We start from the raw sequence: 20,669 nt of genomic DNA, 5'->3' as shown, positions 1-20,669 counted from the left end.
CCTCATATTCAAAATTAATATTACTCAACAATCGCTAGAATATCACTTTGTCTAACAATAAGGTATTCTTCACCTTCAACTTTTACTTCAGTTCCAGAGTACTTAGAATATATTACATTGTCTCCAGCCTTAACTTCAAGTTCAACTTTTTTACCGTCTATTAGTTCTCCACTACCTACTGCTATTACTTTTGCTTCTTGTGGTTTTTCTTTTGCACTACCTGGCAAAACGATTCCACTTGCAGTTTTTTCTTGTTCTTCTTTTACTTTAATTACTACTCTGTCGCCTAATGGTTTAAGATTCATTAAAAGACCTCCTCTATAAATTTTATCCATTTTCCTGTTAGCACTCGATTCGAATGAGTGCTAATTCATATACAATCATACAAAACATAACTGTAAAAGTCAACTATATTTTACCATGTATTTTTCTTTTTATTCTCATTTTTAGATAATAGACTAAAAGACTGTTTAATCTATGTATGGACGAAGTATATTTTAGAATGGGTAGAATATATGTATAATAATAGGAATAAATAAAGCTGGTAGTAAATTCCCTAATTTTAATTTTTTAATTTCTAAAATATTAATACCTATAGCAAATATTAATATTCCTCCTACTGCTGTCATCTCATTAATAACTGAATTAGATAGATAGGGCTTTATTATCTCAGATAATAATATAATACTCCCCTGATACATGAATACCGTAATAGAGGATAGCAATACTCCAATTCCCATAGTTGAAGCAAAGATTATTGACATGATTCCATCTAAAAAAGATTTTGCTATTAAAATATCGTGTTTATCCTGTAATCCACTTTGTAACGCACCCATTATTGACATTGCACCTACACAAAAAAGTAAAGAAGATGAAACAAAGCCTTGTGATATGTTATTACTATTAACCATTTTACTTTGTAAATAATCACCTAATTGATTCAATTTACTTTCTATATCTATTAATTCACCAATAATAGCTCCAAATCCAAGGCTTATAAATATTATAAGCGGATTTGACATCTTGATTCCTTCTGATATACCATAAACCATTACTCCTAGTGCTAGTGCGTCAATCATTATTCGGTTTATTTTTTCTGGAATTCTCCTTTTAAAGACCGTTCCAAGAATACCTCCTAGTAGAATTGCAAATACATTTAATAAATTTCCTGTCAATTTTTCCACACTCCAGTAATTAATTGTAAGATTATGTTATTGATTATTCACTTTATTACCTTCACATATTATTTCGTGCGTAATAAAATAAATACTGCTGAGCAAATCCAGCATTATCACCCCAATAATTTTGTGCTAATTCTTGTATTTCTTTTGAACTTGCTTCTCTGTTAAAATAGTAATTCTCAGTTACTCTCTTAATCCATACATCCATTGGATAACAGTCATACTTACTCATTGAAAATAACAATATGCAATCAGCTACTTTTGGTCCTACACCTTTTATTTTTAGTAGTTCTTTTCGAGCTTCTTCCGTGGATATATTACTAAGCTTATACAAGTCCACTACACCTTCATTTACTTTGTTTACTGCATCTACTATATATTTTGCTCTATAGCCACTTTTAATTTGATCTAAATCTGCCACAGTAATACCTTTCAAACTTTGTGGAGTTGGAAATGAATAATAAGTTCTTCCATTGTAGTATAATTTATCACCAAAGCTTTCACAAAAACTTTGAATTATACTTTTAATCCTTGGAATATTGTTATTTGCAGAAATTATAAAAGAGATAAGAGTTTCCCATTCATCTTGGTTTAACAGTCTAATTCCACTTCCATACCCTGTAGCTTTAATCATTACATTTTCATTAGATATCTTATTTATAAGACTTTGATAATCTCTGTTTAAATCAAAATAACTATGCCAGAAACTATTAAATTCTTGCTTGTTTATATTGACTATGTCAACATAGTCGCTATTTTGACGTATTTCAATAACTTTATTATTAGCTATACCTATATAATTACCTTCATCATTTATATCCCATCTAAAACACTGACCACATTCAAATGTCTGCTGTAAGTTTAAGCAATCAACTTTTAAAGTTAAACCACTATTACTTTCTATTAATTCTTTTATCATAGTATCCACCCATTACTTTTTCTAATAATATTACCACAATTCATTATATTTTGGTACAATAAGTATATATATATAAGTTATTAAGGAGAGAATTATGTTTGAACAAAAAACTTACAAGACATTTATAATAACATTAATTCAACTGTTATTGTTAGTAATTTTAATCATAGGATATTTTATCGAATTTGTTTCTTACTTCGCAATTACAGACACGTTTACTTTATTAGATTTACCATTAGGCAGTGCTAGCATAATAGAATTTATTATATTCTTAGTTTTATCAGTATTGTTAGGCCTAATTAGTATTATCTTAATTAGAGTAAGAAAACAAAATAAGTTTCTAGAGTATTTAATATGTATTACAATTATAATTTTAAATATTTTAAAACTCATTTTTTTCATTCCAAGTATAACTTTAGATAAGACTTACTTGTTTTTTACAATTAAACAATTTGTACCTATTGTTACCAATACTTTGCCAGTATTATTTGGATTTATTAAAATTTCTGATATGAAATATGAAAAATACAAGTAATAAAAAGTAGTGGAATCTTCCACTACTTTTTATTTGCAATATTTATTTATGATTGCTAATGAAATATTTTCAATTGAAATTCCCTTATCCATGCTAGTTTTTCTTAAATATTTATAAGCGTCATCCTCACAGCATTTGCGCTTTTCCATTACAATTCCTTTTGCTTTTTCAATAGTCTTTCGTTGAGCTATTTCGTTTCGTAATTTTTGTATTTCTCTCTCTAACTCTAAAAGCCTTTGACCAGTTGCAATAGCTCCTTGTACTACTTTTAATAGTTCATATCTTTCTAATGGTACATTTACGTATGTATATACCCACCCTTTTTCAATCCAATTGAGATAATCTGTTCCATACTGATTAGACATTATTACAACTGGGCATATCTTTTCTGAAGATATTATATTGACAATATCTATTGCTCTTATTCCTTTAACCTCATCATCTAATAATACAAGATCGATATTCCTAGATCTAGCCATACGGATAAGGCTATTACCATCATCACAGATGAGCACATTATATCCGATTTTTTTTAAATTAGATGTGATACTATTCTCATTAGTTTTATTATTTATACATAGTATAATATTCTGTAACATTCACCTCACCCACCTTCTACGACCAACTTATATCTATGAATTTAGTTATACTATTCATTATTTAATAAATAAAAAGAATTCATAAAAAGGCTTTACTAAATAAAGCCTTTTTATGGTAAACATACCGTAAAGTAATATTATTGTAATGAGATTTTTACAACATTATATACTAGTTAAGTATTGATCTAATTCCCATTGGGATACTTTTGTACTATATTCATTCCATTCACGTAATTTAGCTCCAACGTATTTAACTTTGGCATGATCACCTAATACCTTCATCATTAATTCATCTTTCTTGAGTTCTTCAATAGCTTCGATTAATGTACCTGGTAAACTTTCTATATCTTTATCGTATTTCTCATCAGCAGTCATTTCGTATACATTCGAGAATACAGGTTCTGGTGCTTGTAAATTGTTTTTAATACCGTCTAGACCAGCTGCTAAATTAGCTGCAAGGGCTAAGTATGGATTTGCAGATGGATCAGGGTTCCTCATTTCTACTCTAGTAGAAGCTCCTCTTTTAGCAGGAATTCTTATTAATGGACTCCTGTTTTTAGGTGACCAGGCAATATATACTGGTGCCTCATAACCTGGTACTAGTCTTTTATATGAGTTAACTGTTGGATTTGTAAGTGCCGCCATACTTCTAGCGTGTTTTATTAATCCAGCAGTATATTGTATTGCAGTTTCACTTAATTGATACTTTGCATTTTTATCATAAAATGCATTTTCTCCATCTTTAAATAAAGATTGATTAATATGCATTCCAGATCCGTTAATGCCGAATATTGGTTTTGGCATAAAAGTAGCATGTAATCCATGTCTTTGAGCTATAGTTCTGACAACCATTTTAAATGTCATAATATCATCTGCCGCTTTTAGTGCATCTGCATATTTAAAGTCGATTTCGTGTTGTCCTGGTGCTACTTCATGATGAGAAGCTTCTATTTCAAATCCCATTTCTTTTAAGGTAATTACCATATCTCTTCTTGCACTCTCGCCTAAATCTACAGGAGCTAAATCAAAATATCCTGCATTGTCATGGGTTTTTAAAGTTGGTGCACCATCTTCTCCTATTTCAAATAAAAAGAATTCACACTCAGGACCTACAAACATAGTGTATCCCATATCTTCTGCTTCTTTTACTATCTTTTTTAATATTTGTCTTGGTGATCCTTCAAAAGCAGTACCATCTGGATTATATATATCACATATTAATCTAGCTTCTTTACCAACTTGTGGTTTCCAAGGGAATACTACGAATGTATTTAAATCTGGCCGTAAATACATATCTGACTCTTCTATCCTTACAAAACCATCAATTGATGAACCATCAAACATTAATTCCCCATCTAATGCTTTTTCCAATTGTTCAATAGTGATAGATAAATTTTTCATTACACCTACTAAATCTGTAAATTGTAAGTGAATAAACTCAACCCCCAATTCTTTTGCTTCTTGTAGCACTTCTTGCTTTGTCATTATGCATTCCTCCCCATTTTATTATACTATTTATTGATTCCAAGTATTCAAAAAAACGCCCATGCATGAGCATAATCTCATCATAGACGTCAATGTCACAGCCATATATTTACTTGATGATATTATACACATCTAACTAATCTAAGTCAATTATATATCTAAGTTATCTTCATTAATTAAATAAGTCAAAGTATATAAACTTTCATTAATTGCTACATTTTCGATAACAACGTCTTCTGGTACTTTCACATCTGACGGTGAAAAATTCCATATTGCTCTTACATTTGCTTTTACAAGTGTATCCGCTATTTCTTGGCTATTTTCTTTTGGCACACATATAATTCCAATGACAATATCGTTATCAACAACATATTCTTCTAACTCTGAAATATCGCTAATCTTAATATCTCTAATTGTATTGCCTATTAACCTTGGATTAATATCAAACATAGCCATCAATTTAAAGCCTTCTCTTCTAAAACCTTCATAATTAGTAATCGCTTGACCTAAATTACCTGCTCCGATGATAACACATTTATATTCTTTGTCTAATCCTAGTATATGACCAATTTCTTTATACAATTCCACTACATTATATCCATAGCCTTGTTGTCCGAAACCTCCGAAACAATTTAAATCTTGACGTATTTGTGATGCAGTTAAACCCATTATCTTTCCTAGTTCTTTTGATGATATCCTCAGAATATCTTTTTCTATTAGTTCTCCTAAATATCTATGATATTTTGGTAATCTTCTTACTACTGCCATAGATACCTTTACTGAATTTCTCTGCATTAAAATACTCCTTCCAAAAACAAATCTATAAGAAATTTTTATTATTATTATAGCAACACTAATACCTATTGTCAAATTAAACGTTTATCTTTCTTAAAATTTCTGTTAAAATAAAGTATTATGAAACTGGAGGTGTACAATTGCTTACTTGTAATAGTATAACAAAAAGCTTTGGAATTACTTTAATATTAGAAAATATTACTTTTAAAATAGATAGAAACGATCGTATTGGTATTGTAGGTAGAAATGGCTCTGGTAAATCAACTCTTTTTAAAATTCTAACCAATAATTTAGAATTTGATTCTGGAGAAATTAACATAAATAAAAATATATCAATTGGTTACTTATCACAAAATTTAGATCTCAATGAAGATAATAATATTTATCACGAAATGTTACATGTGTTTCAAGATTTACTTGCTGTAGAAAAGGAGATGCACAAGTACCAAGAACTTATGAGTATAAGTAAAGACCTAGATCCTATTATGAATAAATACTCTATATTAGTGGAAACCTTTGAAAATCAAGGTGGATATGAGGTGCAAAGCCGCATACGTGGTGTACTTAATGGTCTTGGTTTTAATGACGAAGATCAGCAAAAAAAAATCAAAGAACTGAGTGGAGGTCAGAAAACTCGCGTCGCTTTAGGAAAACTACTATTATTACGGCCTGAACTTTTTTTATTAGATGAACCGACTAACTACTTGGATATGAATGCAATTCATTGGTTAGAAAATTATCTTGATTCATATAATGGAGCTCTTGTTATCATATCACATGATAGATATTTTTTGGATGCACTAGTTAATAAAACATTTGAAATAGAAAACAATAAATTAACGCAGTATTCTGGAAATTACACACAATACCTACAAAGAAAAAAAGAAAATCTAGAAACTTCATTACATCATTATGATATACAACAAAAGGAAATCCAAAGACAACAGGAAATAATAAAAAGATTTAAACAATATAATAGAGAAAAAAGTATTAAGAGAGCAGAAAGTCGAGAAAAAATGCTAGAGAAGATTGATATATTAGAAAAACCTATGGATTTTCACAAAAAAGCACAGATTCGATTTGAACCACAAGTAACAAGCGGTAAAGTTGTCTTAGATGCAATTCACTTAAAAAAATCATTTGATAAAAACATGCTATTTCAAAATGTAAATTTTAATATTTTACGTGGAGAAAAAGTAGGGATTATCGGTGCAAATGGAACTGGTAAAACTACATTATTAAATATTATAAAAGGTGATATTGTACAAGATGAAGGAGAAGTAATATATGGTCATAATGTAAATATAGGTTTTTTCCATCAAGAACATGAAGATTTAATTAGAGACAATGACATTTTAACAGAAGTGTGGCAGGCAAGTTCTTCAGCTAAAGAGGGAGAAATTCGCAGTTTCTTAGCTGCATTTATGTTTACAGGTGAAGATGTTTATAAGAAAATCCATTCTTTATCTGGAGGCGAAATTAGTAGAGTCTCCTTAGCAAAATTAATGTTGTCTAAATCTAATCTCTTGTTAATGGATGAGCCTACAAATCATTTAGATATGGAAACAAAGGATATATTAGAAAATGCACTTGAAAATTATACTGGTACTGTTCTACTAATTTCTCATGATCGATATTTTTTAAATAGGGTAGTAGACAAGCTCTTAGTACTAGACAATAACGGCATCACAATATTTCAAGGTAACTATGACTATTATCTTAATAAGATAGATGAAGCTCGTATGATAGAAGAAGAAAGTACCATAGATACTAAGATGACAAAAACCCAATTAACTAATTTAAGAAAAAAAGAAAATATAGAAAAACAAAAACTTAAAGAACTTAAAAAAGAGATTTCAGATTTAGAATCACTAATCTCCACACTTGAAACCCAAATAAAAGAAATAGAAGAACTTATGTGTAAAGAAAACTTCTACGAAGACTTTGACAATTCTACAAACATTACAAATCAATACGACAAAATAAAAGAAGATTTAGATAATATAATAAATTTATGGGCAGAAAAACAAAGCACCTTAGAAATCCTTGAAAATTGATAATTAACACGTCTTTTCCCAAAGTTCACAACCATAGAAAAATACTATGAAATTTATCTATGGTTGCACGGGTTTAAAACTACTCTACTGGCGGCACAAATGCTCTTGCAGCTAATTCTCTGTCTAATCTATACACTACATCTGAACCAGTACCCATAAACTTTAATTGAGCAATAATATTACTAAAACTCTCTTCTTCTTCGACTTGCTCATCTATAAACCAATTTAGCATACTGATTGATGCGTATTCTTTCTCTTCTTGAGATATATCCATTAGATGATACATCCTTGAAGTTACAAATTTCTCGTGCTCTAATCCAAACTTAAAGCAATCCATTAAATCTTCAAAATCCACTTTAGGATCATCAAATCCTGTGATTATTGCTTTAGCACCTCTGCTGTTTAAGTAATTATAAAACTTCATAGCATGGAAACGCTCTTCTTCTGCTTGCATTATAAACCAATTTTCAAACCCAGGCAAGTCATTATCTGCGCAATATGACGCCATAGATAGATATAACTGTGCCGAAAAAAACTCATACTTAATTTGTAAATTTATTTCTTCTGTTAATCGTTGACTTAACATAATATCTCCCCTTCATCAATATAATATTCATACTATAGATTACCCTTGTAATCATTATTAGAAACATGAATAGTGAAAATATATTGAGTAGTCTAACTTTTTACTCTAATCTTCAACTAATAATGTCCACTTTTCCACAGCCTTATCCACAAATTTTGCAGGACAATTTTCTTATATATTCTTGTTTCTGTGTTTTATCCACAAATTCTTTTATTTTATCATTGATTTCGACAAATTAATTCAAATATTATCCACAGGCTCTTTAACTTTTAAGTTTGCTATAGCATTTAAGTCAAAGTGTGAATACTCCTCTTTAATAAACTTAAAATACCCTGCACTAGCAATCATCGCCGCATTATCACTACACAAATCCGGCTCTGGAAAATGAAGCTTCAACCCTAGGTCAGAAGTCATAGTGCCAAGAGTACTACGTAACAAACTATTACGAGCTACCCCACCAGATAAACAAATAGTAGATATTTGAGTATCCAATGCAGCTTTAATAACCTTACTTGCCAAAACGTCAATAACTGCTGCTTGAAAACTTGCCGCAATATTGTTAGTCTCTATTGGTATCTCTTTCATCTTGCACGTATTCAAATAATTTAAAACAGCAGATTTCAATCCACTAAAACTAAAGTCAAAACAGTCTTCTTCCAGATAAGATCTTGGGAAATTAATAAAACTAGAATCTCCTTTACTAGCTGCTTTGTCTATAGCAGGTCCGCCTGGGTACCCTAAATCTAGAGACCTAGATATTTTATCAAAAGCCTCTCCTGCTGCATCATCTCTTGTTTGACCCAAAACCTCATATACACCATAATCTTTAACAACTACAATATTTGTATGACCTCCTGATGCTACAAGAGTAATAAATGGCGGCATTACATGATAGTTATTTATATAATTTGCACATATATGTCCTTCTATATGATTAATCCCTAATAACGGTATGTCAACACTATAGGATAATGCTTTAGCAAATGATAACCCTACCAATAAGCTACCTATTAAACCTGGTCCATAAGTCACAGCTACAGCGTCCATATCATTTAATGTAAGCCCACTTTCCTCTAGAGCTTTATCTACAATAATATCAATCTTTTTAATATGATTCCTAGATGCTACCTCTGGAACTACACCACCATAAGGCTGATGTATTTCAATTTGTGAGTAAATGATATTTGATAGGCTTTCTCGTCCATTTTTTACTATTGAAGCTGCTGTCTCATCACATGAAGACTCTATTCCTAATATATATACATCTTTATCTTTCATAAGAGTTTCCTTTCTTATGAAGAATTATTTTACCGAAAATACCAATTAAAATCACAATAAGCAAACTGCTACCTAGTATTAATGCAGCAATATTCATAAAGAAGTTTATATTAACCATATTAATTAACACACTATTACTCGGGTCTAACATCCAAAAGTCATTTCTAAAAAAGATTTCGTGAAATATTACAAAGTATTTATTAAAATTACTTAATAATAGTATCCCTAAAATAACTCCTAGAGTAAAGTAGCCAATAGCACTATAGATCATTGATCTATATAGAGCTTTCTTGTCTTTATTCCATAAATAAATGGATGAAATTAATATTAATAAAAAAGATATATTCCTAATCATAATACCACCATTAAAAAGATCCTTTACATCTTCCATATGTATGATTTCTCTCTCATTAAAAACTAATTGTGATTGGCCATCTATTACACCAGTAATTAAAAAATCTTCTCTATCCCCTAATAAGTAGTCTTGAATTTCATCAGTAACTTTCATAAGATCGTCTATTTCCATTGTAGTAGCTTCTTCTACACTATTTGCATTATATTGTTTATAAAAAAAATCATCCCACTTTACTATTAACTCTGTACAAGTCAAAAGCACAAAAATAGGTATAGTAATCGCTAATATTAATACGACTATTTTTTTCACTATAAATCCCTCCACATGATTATTGCATCTTCTCTAGTATCTTCGTAATAATTTTTGCGTATTCCACAATTGACAAAGTTAAACCTATTATATAAGTAAAGTGCTGAAATATTACTCCTTCTCACTTCTAATGTCATACTTGTAATTCCTTGTATCTTAGCCTTATCTATAATATATGATAATAGTCTTCCTCCAAATCCTTTACCTTGATAATCCGTATGAACCGCTATATTAGTAATATGTGCTTCATCTAAAACAAACCACATTCCTACGTATCCAGCTATAATTCCGTGATCCTTGATGATTGTATAATCCGCTAAAGGATTATCTAGTTCCTCTAGGAACATATTCCTACTCCAAGGAACCTTAAAGCAATGGTTTTCTATCTGAAGGATTCTATCTAGATCTTTTTCTTGTAAGCTTAAAAACTCTATCATAATTTAATTCCCACTTATATCTCTATATAACTTCATTTTGCCCATAGTATTTTTATAGGATTCTTCTAATTTTGATTTTATTTCATTACTGAGATTGTAATTTAAAGCATCTTTCACCGGTAGAATTTCATATTTATAATTATTACTACTTCCAGTCCTATTTACCCATGTAGGTATATAATTTACACTGTGTATTTTTGATTTATCAGATAAGAAGTCTTTCTCAAGAGTAATGTTTACTATAACCCCATCTTCAGTATAATTTTTATTAGCAATGGAGCCTAATGTTTCTCTTCTCTGATTTGATATAAAGTTTCCCATTGAATGAATAATATACTTCATCTCTCCATCAACTTCTACTATCTCAGATTTTTGTATAACATGAGGATGACTTCCAAGAATAATGTCTGCACCCCAGGAGAACATATCATTTGCCAGCTCAACTTGGTAACTCGATGGTGTTAACTGATATTCGTTTCCCCAGTGCATAAATGCTATAGTGAAATCTGCTCCCAATTCCTTTGATCTTTCGATATCTTTTTTAATTTTATCTTCTCTAATCAGATTGACCATATAATCTCTCTCTTCATTAGTCAACAAACTATCCATACCATTTAGACCATAAGTGTACGCCAATATAGAGATTTTTATACCATTTATTTCTGTGATATAGATGTGTTCTCCAGGTTCTGTATATGTCCCCACATTGACCATATTATTTTCATTTATCTTTTCAATAGTTCTAATTATACCGTTTTTCCCTTTATCTAATGCATGATTATTTGCAGTAGCTAATACATCATAACCTACATCGGATAAAGTTTTAAGGGTCTCATCTGGTGCATTGAACACAGGATAACCAGTAGGTTGTCCTCCGGCAGTAGTAGTTTCAAAATTTCCTAAAGCTAAATCAGCGTTTTGGATGTATTTTTTTACATGTTTAAAGTTATCATCAAAATTGTAACTACCATTCTCATAGGCACTACTTATTTGAACTCCATGAAACATAATATCGCCATTAGCGCTAATAGTGACTCTTTCAGTATCGCCTTTATACGTACCAGATGGATCTGAAAAAACTTGTTTTATTAATTCCTTTTGTGGAGGATTACTAGATAGTTCAATAATTCTTTCAGAACTCTCACTAGAAAATAGCTGAGGTATTGAAACTAGACCTACTCCAATAATTATGCAAATAATAACGATTTTTAGTATTCTTTTACTCATTTTACTTCCTCCATAAAACGTATTTATCGATTCTTTTTGTTTAGCCCAACGATAAATTCACTACCTTTTCCTAATTTGCTTTTAATTTCAATTGTTCCTTTATGATCTGCAATAATCCATTTAGCAATATTTAAACCTAATCCAACCCCACCCTGTTCTCTTGATCTAACTTTATCTACTCGGTAAAAACGTTCAAAAATCTTTTCCCTGTCTTCATTACTTATCCCAACGCCATTATCTTTAACACTTAGATATGCTTTTTCTGGCGTAGTCATTAGACTTACAAGAATTTCTCCTCCTGTAGTTGTGTACTTAATAGCATTGTCTATAAGTATTACAATGAGCTGCTCTAATCTATTTACATCACCTTTTACCATAACATTATCAGCAATAATACTCTTAAATGAAATATCTTTTTCACTTGCCATCAGCACTAATTTATCACATGTTTTTTGAGTCAATACTGATAAATCTACAATTTCAGATCGTGTGTTCACCTGATTATTATCGACTTGCGCTAGTGTAAGTAAATTGTGAACCAGTTTTGCCATTGTTTCTGTCTCACTATAAATATTGTCGAACCATTTTTTATTTTCAATTATAGTTTCATTTTCTTTCATGGACAACAAATCTAAATTTGTCCTCATTATCGTTAAAGGAGTACGTAATTCATGTGATGCATCTGCAATAAACTCTTTTTGCCTTTCATAAGATAACCTTACCGGTTCTAGAGATTTTTTAGCTAAATAGGAGCTTATAAAAATCAATATTCCTATGCTTACTGAGCCTATAATCATAATTACAACAAATAATTGATTGAGTATATAATTATCTACTTCTCTTGATTGAAATATTTGAATTACACCACCTCTTCCGCTAGGCAATTCATAATACTGAGAATACATTCTATAGCTTAGGCCATTTGCTTTAATAATCTTAAATTGTTCATCCTTATTTTTAAAAGTATTTAAAGCTTTATCGAACAATACATTGATTAATTCACCGTCTACTATATTTAAAGTTGATAACTTTTTATTATTATTCCAAATTACATGGTGTATGTCCATAACATTTCCAAGTATGTTTCCATCGACACGAGAATTCCTATCATCTATAACTACAAGTTCGAAGCTATCTAATGATTTACTCAAACTTATTAATTGAAGTGATCTTTGTCTTAAAGAATTTTCAGAGGTCCTATCAAGTGCCATAGAAGAAATACCTACTATAGAATAGGAAAACATAAATAAGAAACATATGAGAATCAATGCATTTGTGAAAGTTAATTTTAAATGTAATTTTTTAAACATTTATGATACCCTCAAGGTGTATCCAACACTCCGAACAGTATCAATTCTAAGATTAGTGTTTTTAAGTTTTTTTCTCAGATTATGAACATAAATCTCGATGTTATTTTCATTAACCTCACTATCAAAACCCCATACTCTATCTAAAATTTGCTCTCTAGTAAAAACTTGTTCTGGTCGTTTAATTAGCATCTCAAGAAGAAGAGCCTCTTTGTAAGTAACCTTTATGGGTTCTCCATCTATTCTTATATTATAATTGATCAAATCAAATTCAACATTCCCTATTGTTATTAAACCCTCTACATATTCCTTTTCTAGCCTTCTACCTAATGCTCTTAGACGTGCAAATAATTCTTTTGAAGCAAAAGGTTTTACTAAATAATCATCCGCACCTGCATCTAAGCCCTTAACGATATCGTCTAAAGAATCTTTGGCCGTTAAAAGTAATACTGAGGTGTTATTTCCTTCAGATCTTATTTCCTTTAATATTTCGATACCACTTTTAAATGGCAACATAATATCTAAAACTATAACGTCGTATATACTTGACTGAGCGTATATCAACCCTTCTTGTCCATCATTTGCTATATCACATTCAATATTTTGAATTTTGCATAATTCTTGTAAAGCATCCGTAACTTTTTTTTCATCTTCAACAAAAAGTACTTTCATTTTTCTCTCCTTAATATATCTAATGGCATTCCAATAAGATATCATTAAAAACTTAATTTAGTATTAAAATAAAGTAAACTTTATTTAATTACTTGATCAATTGTTGCGCCTCCTAGGCACTCTTTTCCATTGAAGAGTACTACTTCTTGACCTGGGGTAATGGCTTTTTGTTTTTCGTTGAAATTTACACTTATTTTATTTTCTTCCATAACTTCTACTTTAACCTTTTGATCAGATTGTCTATATCTAAATTTAGCTGTACAATCAAATGTCATCGATGGTGCACTGCCTTTAATCCAGTTCATATTAGTAGCAACTAATCCATTAGAAAATAACTCTGGATGTTCTGCTCCTTGTACTACATATAATATATTTGATTTAAGATCTTTTTTTACAACGAACCACGGTTCTCCACTTCCTTGGCCACCAATTCCTAAACCTTTCCTTTGACCTAATGTATAATGCATTAACCCTGAATGTTTACCCCTAATATTGCCCTCTAAATCCATAATTCGCCCTTCTTTAGCAGGCAGATAATTGTTTAAAAACTGATTAAAATTCCTCTCACCTATAAAACATATTCCTGTAGAATCTTTTTTAGTTGCAGTGATAAGTCCTTCTCTTTCAGCAATCATCCTAACATCACTCTTTTCCATATTACCAATAGGAAACATAGTTTTTGCTAATTGTCCTTGACCTAGTTGACATAAAAAATATGTTTGGTCTTTATTACTATCTATTCCGCGAAGAAGTTTATAATAACCATCTTCATACGCTACTTGAGCATAGTGACCAGTGGCAAGGTACTCTGCCTTAGCAACTTTTAAAGCATATTCCATAAAAGCTTTAAATTTAATTTCTTTATTGCATAGAACATCTGGATTCGGAGTTCTACCTTTTTTATATTCTTCTAGAAAATAAGAAAAAACCTTGTCCCAATATTCTTGCACAAAATTTACTGTATAATATGGGATACCTATTTTGTTACATACTTTAACTACATCTTCATAATCTTGGGTAGCTGTACATACTCCTTCTTCATCTTCTTCATCCCAGTTTTTCATAAATATGCCAATAACATCATAGCCTTGTTCTTTTAACAATAAAGCAGCCACGGAAGAATCTACTCCACCTGACATGCCTACTACCACTCTAGTTTTTTTGCTCAATTGAATCAACCTCTTATATTTAACTTTTTTCTTCGTTCTATTTTATTATTAATATGTTAATGCGTCAATTAGTTCTTAAAGTCAATGATTACTATAGCATCATATCTCAAAGTGCATCTTAAATACTTTGACTTTCTCTAATTTCCTTCTCAAATAATTCTGCAGCTCTTATCATTACCAACCCGCAGCCTGTTACTTCATCTCTATGGGTTTTTTTTATATCTTTACACTCAGTACTTCCGAATTCATCTTCAAATACCTTCACCCATCTCCTAGTTATCTCTTTTAATTTATCATTAGAAGTAGGTTTATCTTCTGAGAACATTATCCCTAAAGCTGCTATAGCTCCTGTTAATGCACCACACGCTTTTTCAGAGTAAAACCCTCCACCAAAAGGCACAATAGCCTTAAAGACTTTATTATCTAAACCTAAATTATAAGTATCGTTACAAGCACATAACAATGTTTCTGCACAGTTAAAGTGATATAGTTTCCTTTCTTCACCGTATTTGAGTTCACTTTCTATATAACTAATAGCCATATCTTTTAACATGGATTATCCTCCTTTAATATATTAATCTTTTTCAATTATACCATCTTAGTACTATTCAAATAGATATTAATAGAAGATTATATCAAGATTAGTTAAATAAATCATAGTAAAATTATTTTAATAAAATTATTTTGATAAAATTTATTTTTCTACACATACTAATATTGATTTTCTAATAAAGGAGATGAAATATATGGATAAATTTGCATTATTATTAGTTATTATCGGTGCTATAAACTGGGGCCTGATTGGATTTTTTCAATTTGATTTAGTCGCAGCAGTATTTGGAGGTCAATCAGCTATGTTAAGTAGAATCATTTATGCTATTATCGGAATAGCTGGTTTATATTCCATAAAAATGCTTGTAGGAGAAGAAAAAGTATAATATTGTGTGATTTGATAGAAAAGTTAATTAGGGTCACTTAAAGAGGGACCCTAATTATATTAGTGTAGTTTAATAAGATTATATTGTAGAGTATATTTCTCAGTAATTCTGACTTCTCTATCTTGTGATGTAAATATTAATATTTGTCTTTTTTTATTATTATCAGTTAAATATTTTAGAGTATTTGCTAAACGATTATCATCGTACTGAATAAAAGACTCATCTAGCAAAATTGGAAACTCTGACTTGTTTAGGAATTGATTTAGTCCCATTCTAAATGCAAAATACACTTGATCTAATGTTCCAGAACTCAATTTATTTAAATCTATTAATTGATTATCTATAGGATGTTCAACTTTTATATCTAAATCCTTTGCGACTTTTAGTACTTGGTATTTCCCTGTTATTTTACTTATAATTTCACCTAATAATTTATTTAATTCAGGTGCAAGTTCATTATGTATTTCTTCAGAAATATTTTGTATAGTGCTTATAGCCAACTGTAATGATTTCTCTTTGCTACGTAATTTCAATATCTCATTTTCTATAAATATAATTTCATTCTCTACATCTGGCAAACTAGCGTTTTGAGATATTAAAGTTTCTATTTGTCCTTCTAATTTTGATTTTTCTATTTCCATAGATTTTATTTTTTCATTGGCAGAGGTCTCATATTTCATTAAATTATCTAAATCATCGTAAACTGTACGTTCTTCTGTTGATGTATGAATCTCTACATTGCTAATAACTTTCTGCAATTCTTCTATGGGTATGATATTTTTTAATACTATTTTATTATTCTCTGATTTTAATTTTAACTGATCTCGTCTTAAAATATTATTTATATTTTCTTCAAATTCTTCTAAAGTATTAACATTGTTTTTTTCAAGTAAACTGTAGTTTTCATCCTTGAGTTTTCTTATCTCTTCTTCAAGAAACTCTATACTATCGTCAATATTTTTATTTCTTTCTCTAAGAATAATGAGTTCTTCTTTCACCTTGTCTAGAGCACTTGTGTCCTTTGCATTCTGATAATATTCTCCTATGAATTCCTCATAAGATTTGCAATCATATTTTTTTATTATATTATTAATATTAATTTCAACAGTTTCTAATCGGAGTTTTAATTCCTCATATGTATTTTGCATTTCGAGCAGTTGTTTCTTAACAATACTTATTTCTTTCTTTCTATGATTGAACTTTTTATAATTTAAATAGGCTATTGGCAAAAATAACAGGAATACATATAATAAAGGATCATGTATTAAGCCAAGTATTATACTACTTATGCTAGATAATAAACTTAAAACAAAAATAATACAATACTTCTGAAAATCTTCTCTATCTTTTTTTAACTTGTCCTCTAAAAGAACCTGATTACTATTTTGTCTTTTATACACTAGAATATTTTTTTCATTATTAAGATTTTGCATTTCATTGTAATCCAATTTAAAATCTCTATTTTTATAAAGCGAATGGCCTCTTGGTAAAGTACGTTCTATTTTACTAATTTCATTTTTACACTTTTCTTTTTTCTCAATTCCACTTACAACCTGTTTTTGTAACATGTTTATTTCATCCATATTCTTTTTCAAATGCTTATAATCTTTTTCAGATACGTTAAAACATTTTATTTCACGCATTTCTTTCAACAAATTATTATTCTCATCTAATTTTCTATTGTATTCTTCTAACCTTATACGTTCTTTTTGATACTTCAAAGCTTTGATATCGTTAGAATACTTCTCTTTTATCATTGTATTTTTTTCTATATTCGAATCTAGAATATTAATTTCACTCACCATAGTCGAAACTTTATCCATGTTTTCAATGATCATGTTTCGATCCTTTTGGAGTTTTTCTAGTGACGTCTGCATTTCATACATTGGTGAATTATTCTTCCTTTTCTCTGTTCCCAAAGCATATAAGCTATCTGATAAGGATGAAATTGCAGTACGTACAGATAAATCACTCTTACTATCATTTAGATTTATCAACTTATCTTTTAATTCTTCTATCAAGTCACTACTAGTACCACATCCAAGTTGAGATATGCTAATAGTGTTCTTATATATTCTACGATTCATTACACTGTCATCAAAGGGAGCGTAAAGCTTGGTTGACACGTCATAATAATACTTATTACTTATGTCTTCTCCAGTATTATTATCATATATTATTACTTTGTCCTTACCCTTAAGTAAGTTTCTCTCAATTCTTATCTCTTTCCCTTGATCATTAAATATTAATATCCCGCCGTATTTATTTGTGTGTAAAGGCAAATATTTATTGTAATCGTCACTGTATGCTCTTCTAGCTTTCTGATCTTTAAAAAAGCCAAATAACATTGCCTCAATAAATTTATGGATTGTAGACTTACCCGATTCATTTTCTCCGTATACAATATTGATTCCTTCTTTAAATTCTATCTGTTCATTTTCGTACTTTCCAAATGATGATATAATTAACTTTTTTATATACATTTACACCTTCTCCTTTAACAACGCTTGAAGGCCTAAATAAAGCGCATTTTTAACTTCTATATCTTCTAAATCCTTTTTTCTCATTTCTTTAATAAACAGACCAATTATATTATCAGAGTTTTGATTCATAATTTTATCCAAATCGTAATCTGGTTCAACTTGGTTGTTTATCTCTATATAATAAAATTCTTTATTCACATCATTAATGACTTGGTCCATATCGATATCTGAATCTACAAGTCCTAGTAGACTTAATCGGTATAAGTTTCTTTCTCTTCCATGATAAGATTGAATAATATTAATTATTTCTTGATAAGTCATTTCAGGATGCAAATAAAGCTCTTCATTTAGGAACTGTCTCTTTGACATTGTAATAAACTTTGTTTGAACTCTACTATCTTGCAATTGTCCAAGTATTACTCCATGTGATCCGATTTCTCCAAAATCCAGAGGTTCTGGGCTCCCAGGATAAACTATACCATTTTCTTGAATATCAGGTTTGTGTACATGTCCTAGTGCTACGTAGTCGAAGCTAAGCTTTTTTAAGTAGTTCTTATCAATTGGGAAATAATTAGATTTTTTATTATATATATCACCATGGAGCATTAGAATATTATTTTTATCCTTATCCAAAGGATCCATATTATATCTAAATTCATTAGATATGTATTTTTCACTCCAAGCAAATCCATAAATATTAGTATTAAGGTCTGTAAATTCTATTAAAGATAATTCTTGCGCCTTAAATATATTGACATTTTCAGACCAGCTTATGAGTTTATATGGACTCTTTTCGCCATATGTATCGTGATTTCCTGGTGTTATCAATATCTGAGTATCTTGAATAGACTTAAATGCTTCATTAATTCTTTTAAGATCACCTAAAGTAATTAGTTCGCTTTCAAATAGATCTCCACTTATAAATAAAAAATCTACCTTTTCTTTATGTGCTAAACTTACTATATCGTGGAAAGTACTCCACATTTCTTGTCTTCTAATTTTTGCTATATCCCCAGGAAAACTTGCATTATTAAATCTACTTCCCAGGTGAATATCGGCAGTATGAATAAATTTTATTTTCAATTGCATTAATCCCCCATATTAATTATGTCCTTAATCTTTACTAGAAGATTCTTATCTAAACTTTCTTTTTGTTTTTTAGAGCTAGTTGTTCTTCAGCTTGGGATTTACGCATATAATTTGGTTCTATTTGTGTGTGGTCTACTTGATATCCTTTTTTTACTAATTCCAAAGATAAATTACCAAGTGACGATGCTTTTGGCATTCTATCTCCAATTGGTGCTATAAGAATTTTATCTTTGTACTCTTCTAATACTTCTGGGGAAAACTTATTTAGACTATCACCAAGCAAAATAACTCTTTCATCTTGTTTTTTAATAACATTAAGTAGCTCTGCTACTGTGAAAACCGACTGTTCTGTAATCGCTACTAATTGTCCCTGATTCCATTTATATAAGCAAGTATATACCTCGTCTTTTTGCGCATCCATAACAGGACATATTATACCTTGAGCATATGGCAAATTATAGGCTAGACTTTCTAAGGTTGAAGCGCCTATAACAGGTTTTTTTAAACTCTGAGCTAAGCCTTTAATCGTTGCAATAGCTATTCTAAGTCCAGTAAATGAGCCAGGTCCAATATTGCAAGAAAATACATCTACATCTTTAATGTTTAAGTCAGAGTTATTTAATACTTCGTCAATTAATAAAATCAATCTTTCAGAATGATTTTTATTTTTACAGTTAATAGTAATCTCACTGTACAGTTTTTTATCATCTATTAAAGCTACTGACGATACAATTGTAGAAGTATCTATAGCTAATATCTTCATATTTTCTCCCACTTTCTTAACTCTTCTCGTAATGGTTTTTTTAATTTTTCTATTCCTTTAATAGAGATCTCTCTTAGATTCTCATGGTCTACTCTTTCAATATTAATCCATATACTGTTATCAGGCAAATTCTCACGTATCATATCTGCCCACTCAATAACAACTATACTTCCCTCATTAAAATATTCTTCAAATCCAATGGCAGACAACTCATCATAATCTCCTACTCGGTATACATCAAAATGATAAATTGATAAATCGCGTACTTTATATTCATTAACTAAAGTATACGTAGGGCTAGTAATATATTTTTCTACTACCCCTAGCCCTCTAATAATCCCCTGTGATAGTGCTGTTTTTCCTGCACCCATTTCGCCTTCAATACATACTATTAGACCCCATTCTATATAGCTACCTAGAGTGAACCCCAAGTCATAAGTTTCATTTGGTGAATTAGATCTTAATTTCATAGTGTTCTCCTTGTA

At 29.9% G+C, this 20,669-nt stretch carries 22 protein-coding genes; 3 read left to right on the top strand and 19 right to left on the bottom strand.

Going from position 1 to position 20,669, the window contains the following annotated elements; genetic code table 11:
- Window positions 1-20 precede the first annotated feature (20 nt).
- The 3 genes from groES to GC105_RS03700 form a co-directional block, all read right to left on the bottom strand.
- A complete protein-coding gene (gene groES / locus GC105_RS03710; RefSeq protein ID WP_152801834.1) occupies window positions 21-305 on the bottom strand; it encodes a co-chaperone GroES in 285 nt (94 codons plus the stop codon).
- Window positions 306-497: 192 nt separating this feature from the next.
- Window positions 498-1,175, bottom strand: coding sequence for a DUF554 domain-containing protein (locus GC105_RS03705; protein WP_152801917.1), 678 nt, complete (start codon window positions 1,173-1,175; stop codon window positions 498-500).
- Between the two features lie 61 nt (window positions 1,176-1,236).
- Window positions 1,237-2,100, bottom strand: a complete 864-nt coding sequence (locus GC105_RS03700; RefSeq protein ID WP_152801832.1) for a DNA-3-methyladenine glycosylase family protein — start codon at window positions 2,098-2,100, stop codon at window positions 1,237-1,239.
- Between the two features lie 94 nt (window positions 2,101-2,194).
- Here GC105_RS03700 and GC105_RS03695 point away from each other — a divergent pair, with 94 nt between their 5' ends.
- Window positions 2,195-2,635, top strand: coding sequence for a hypothetical protein (locus GC105_RS03695; RefSeq protein ID WP_152801830.1), 441 nt, complete (start codon window positions 2,195-2,197; stop codon window positions 2,633-2,635).
- 29 nt (window positions 2,636-2,664) lie between these two features.
- On the opposite strand, the gene GC105_RS03690 is transcribed toward GC105_RS03695, so the two are convergent.
- The 3 genes from GC105_RS03690 to GC105_RS03680 form a co-directional block, all read right to left on the bottom strand.
- Window positions 2,665-3,234, bottom strand: coding sequence for an ANTAR domain-containing response regulator (locus tag GC105_RS03690; protein WP_152801828.1), 570 nt, complete (start codon window positions 3,232-3,234; stop codon window positions 2,665-2,667).
- A gap of 162 nt (window positions 3,235-3,396) precedes the next feature.
- Window positions 3,397-4,719, bottom strand: coding sequence for a type I glutamate--ammonia ligase (glnA, locus tag GC105_RS03685; protein ID WP_152801826.1), 1,323 nt, complete (start codon window positions 4,717-4,719; stop codon window positions 3,397-3,399).
- 150 nt (window positions 4,720-4,869) lie between these two features.
- On the bottom strand, window positions 4,870-5,514 hold the full coding sequence (locus GC105_RS03680; RefSeq protein WP_152801824.1) for a redox-sensing transcriptional repressor Rex: 645 nt from the start codon (window positions 5,512-5,514) through the stop codon (window positions 4,870-4,872).
- Between the two features lie 140 nt (window positions 5,515-5,654).
- Between GC105_RS03680 and GC105_RS03675 the strand changes: the two genes are divergently transcribed.
- Complete coding sequence (locus tag GC105_RS03675; RefSeq protein WP_152801822.1) at window positions 5,655-7,571, top strand: ABC-F family ATP-binding cassette domain-containing protein; 1,917 nt, start codon at window positions 5,655-5,657, stop codon at window positions 7,569-7,571.
- A 79-nt stretch (window positions 7,572-7,650) separates the two neighbouring features.
- Here GC105_RS03675 and GC105_RS03670 read toward each other — a convergent pair whose 3' ends face one another.
- The 9 genes from GC105_RS03670 to GC105_RS03630 form a co-directional block, all read right to left on the bottom strand.
- On the bottom strand, window positions 7,651-8,157 hold the full coding sequence (locus GC105_RS03670; protein ID WP_152801820.1) for a ferritin: 507 nt from the start codon (window positions 8,155-8,157) through the stop codon (window positions 7,651-7,653).
- Between the two features lie 240 nt (window positions 8,158-8,397).
- Window positions 8,398-9,435, bottom strand: a complete 1,038-nt coding sequence (gene tsaD / locus GC105_RS03665; RefSeq protein WP_152801818.1) for a tRNA (adenosine(37)-N6)-threonylcarbamoyltransferase complex transferase subunit TsaD — start codon at window positions 9,433-9,435, stop codon at window positions 8,398-8,400.
- Window positions 9,425-10,099, bottom strand: coding sequence for a TIGR01906 family membrane protein (locus GC105_RS03660; protein ID WP_152801816.1), 675 nt, complete (start codon window positions 10,097-10,099; stop codon window positions 9,425-9,427). Before GC105_RS03660 ends, tsaD begins: the two co-directional genes overlap by 11 nt.
- The gene (gene rimI / locus GC105_RS03655; RefSeq protein ID WP_152801814.1) at window positions 10,099-10,536 is read right to left on the bottom strand and encodes a ribosomal protein S18-alanine N-acetyltransferase; all 438 of its coding nucleotides are present in this window, start codon (window positions 10,534-10,536) and stop codon (window positions 10,099-10,101) included. The genes GC105_RS03660 and rimI overlap by 1 nt, the downstream gene beginning before the upstream one ends.
- Before the next feature lie 3 nt (window positions 10,537-10,539).
- Entirely contained in the window at window positions 10,540-11,763 is a 1,224-nt protein-coding gene (locus tag GC105_RS03650; protein WP_152801812.1) for a CapA family protein, read from the bottom strand.
- A gap of 23 nt (window positions 11,764-11,786) precedes the next feature.
- Window positions 11,787-13,073: a sensor histidine kinase gene (locus GC105_RS03645; RefSeq protein WP_152801810.1), complete on the bottom strand. Its 1,287-nt coding sequence runs from the start codon at window positions 13,071-13,073 to the stop codon at window positions 11,787-11,789.
- The gene (locus GC105_RS03640) at window positions 13,074-13,742 is read right to left on the bottom strand and encodes a response regulator transcription factor (protein WP_152801808.1); all 669 of its coding nucleotides are present in this window, start codon (window positions 13,740-13,742) and stop codon (window positions 13,074-13,076) included.
- Window positions 13,743-13,822: 80 nt separating this feature from the next.
- Window positions 13,823-14,911 carry a tRNA 2-thiouridine(34) synthase MnmA gene (gene mnmA, locus GC105_RS03635; protein WP_281350067.1) on the bottom strand — a complete coding sequence of 363 codons (1,089 nt, stop codon included), beginning with the start codon at window positions 14,909-14,911 and terminating at the stop codon, window positions 13,823-13,825.
- Window positions 14,912-15,029: 118 nt separating this feature from the next.
- Window positions 15,030-15,464 (bottom strand): C-GCAxxG-C-C family protein, encoded by a 435-nt coding sequence (locus GC105_RS03630; RefSeq protein ID WP_152801804.1) that lies wholly within the window; start codon window positions 15,462-15,464, stop codon window positions 15,030-15,032.
- Between the two features lie 184 nt (window positions 15,465-15,648).
- On the opposite strand from GC105_RS03630, the gene GC105_RS03625 reads away from it, so the two are divergent.
- On the top strand, window positions 15,649-15,849 hold the full coding sequence (locus GC105_RS03625) for a DUF378 domain-containing protein (protein WP_207706931.1): 201 nt from the start codon (window positions 15,649-15,651) through the stop codon (window positions 15,847-15,849).
- A 59-nt stretch (window positions 15,850-15,908) separates the two neighbouring features.
- Here GC105_RS03625 and GC105_RS03620 read toward each other — a convergent pair whose 3' ends face one another.
- Genes GC105_RS03620 through tsaE form a run of 4 tightly spaced genes read right to left on the bottom strand, consistent with a single transcriptional unit; the run spans window position 15,909 to window position 20,654 of the window.
- Complete coding sequence (locus GC105_RS03620) at window positions 15,909-18,332, bottom strand: ATP-binding protein (protein WP_152801801.1); 2,424 nt, start codon at window positions 18,330-18,332, stop codon at window positions 15,909-15,911.
- A complete protein-coding gene (locus tag GC105_RS03615; protein ID WP_152801915.1) occupies window positions 18,333-19,415 on the bottom strand; it encodes a metallophosphoesterase family protein in 1,083 nt (360 codons plus the stop codon).
- Between the two features lie 55 nt (window positions 19,416-19,470).
- On the bottom strand, window positions 19,471-20,184 hold the full coding sequence (gene tsaB / locus GC105_RS03610) for a tRNA (adenosine(37)-N6)-threonylcarbamoyltransferase complex dimerization subunit type 1 TsaB (RefSeq protein ID WP_152801799.1): 714 nt from the start codon (window positions 20,182-20,184) through the stop codon (window positions 19,471-19,473).
- Window positions 20,181-20,654 (bottom strand): tRNA (adenosine(37)-N6)-threonylcarbamoyltransferase complex ATPase subunit type 1 TsaE, encoded by a 474-nt coding sequence (tsaE, locus tag GC105_RS03605; protein WP_152801797.1) that lies wholly within the window; start codon window positions 20,652-20,654, stop codon window positions 20,181-20,183. The genes tsaB and tsaE overlap by 4 nt, the downstream gene beginning before the upstream one ends.
- Window positions 20,655-20,669 lie beyond the last annotated feature (15 nt).

Source organism: Alkalibaculum sporogenes, assembly GCF_009362815.1.
GTDB lineage: Bacteria > Bacillota > Clostridia > Eubacteriales > Alkalibacteraceae > Alkalibaculum_A > Alkalibaculum_A sporogenes.
The sequence above is the reverse complement of the archived record's forward strand: the minus strand, read 5'-3'. Positions and strand labels throughout refer to the sequence as shown.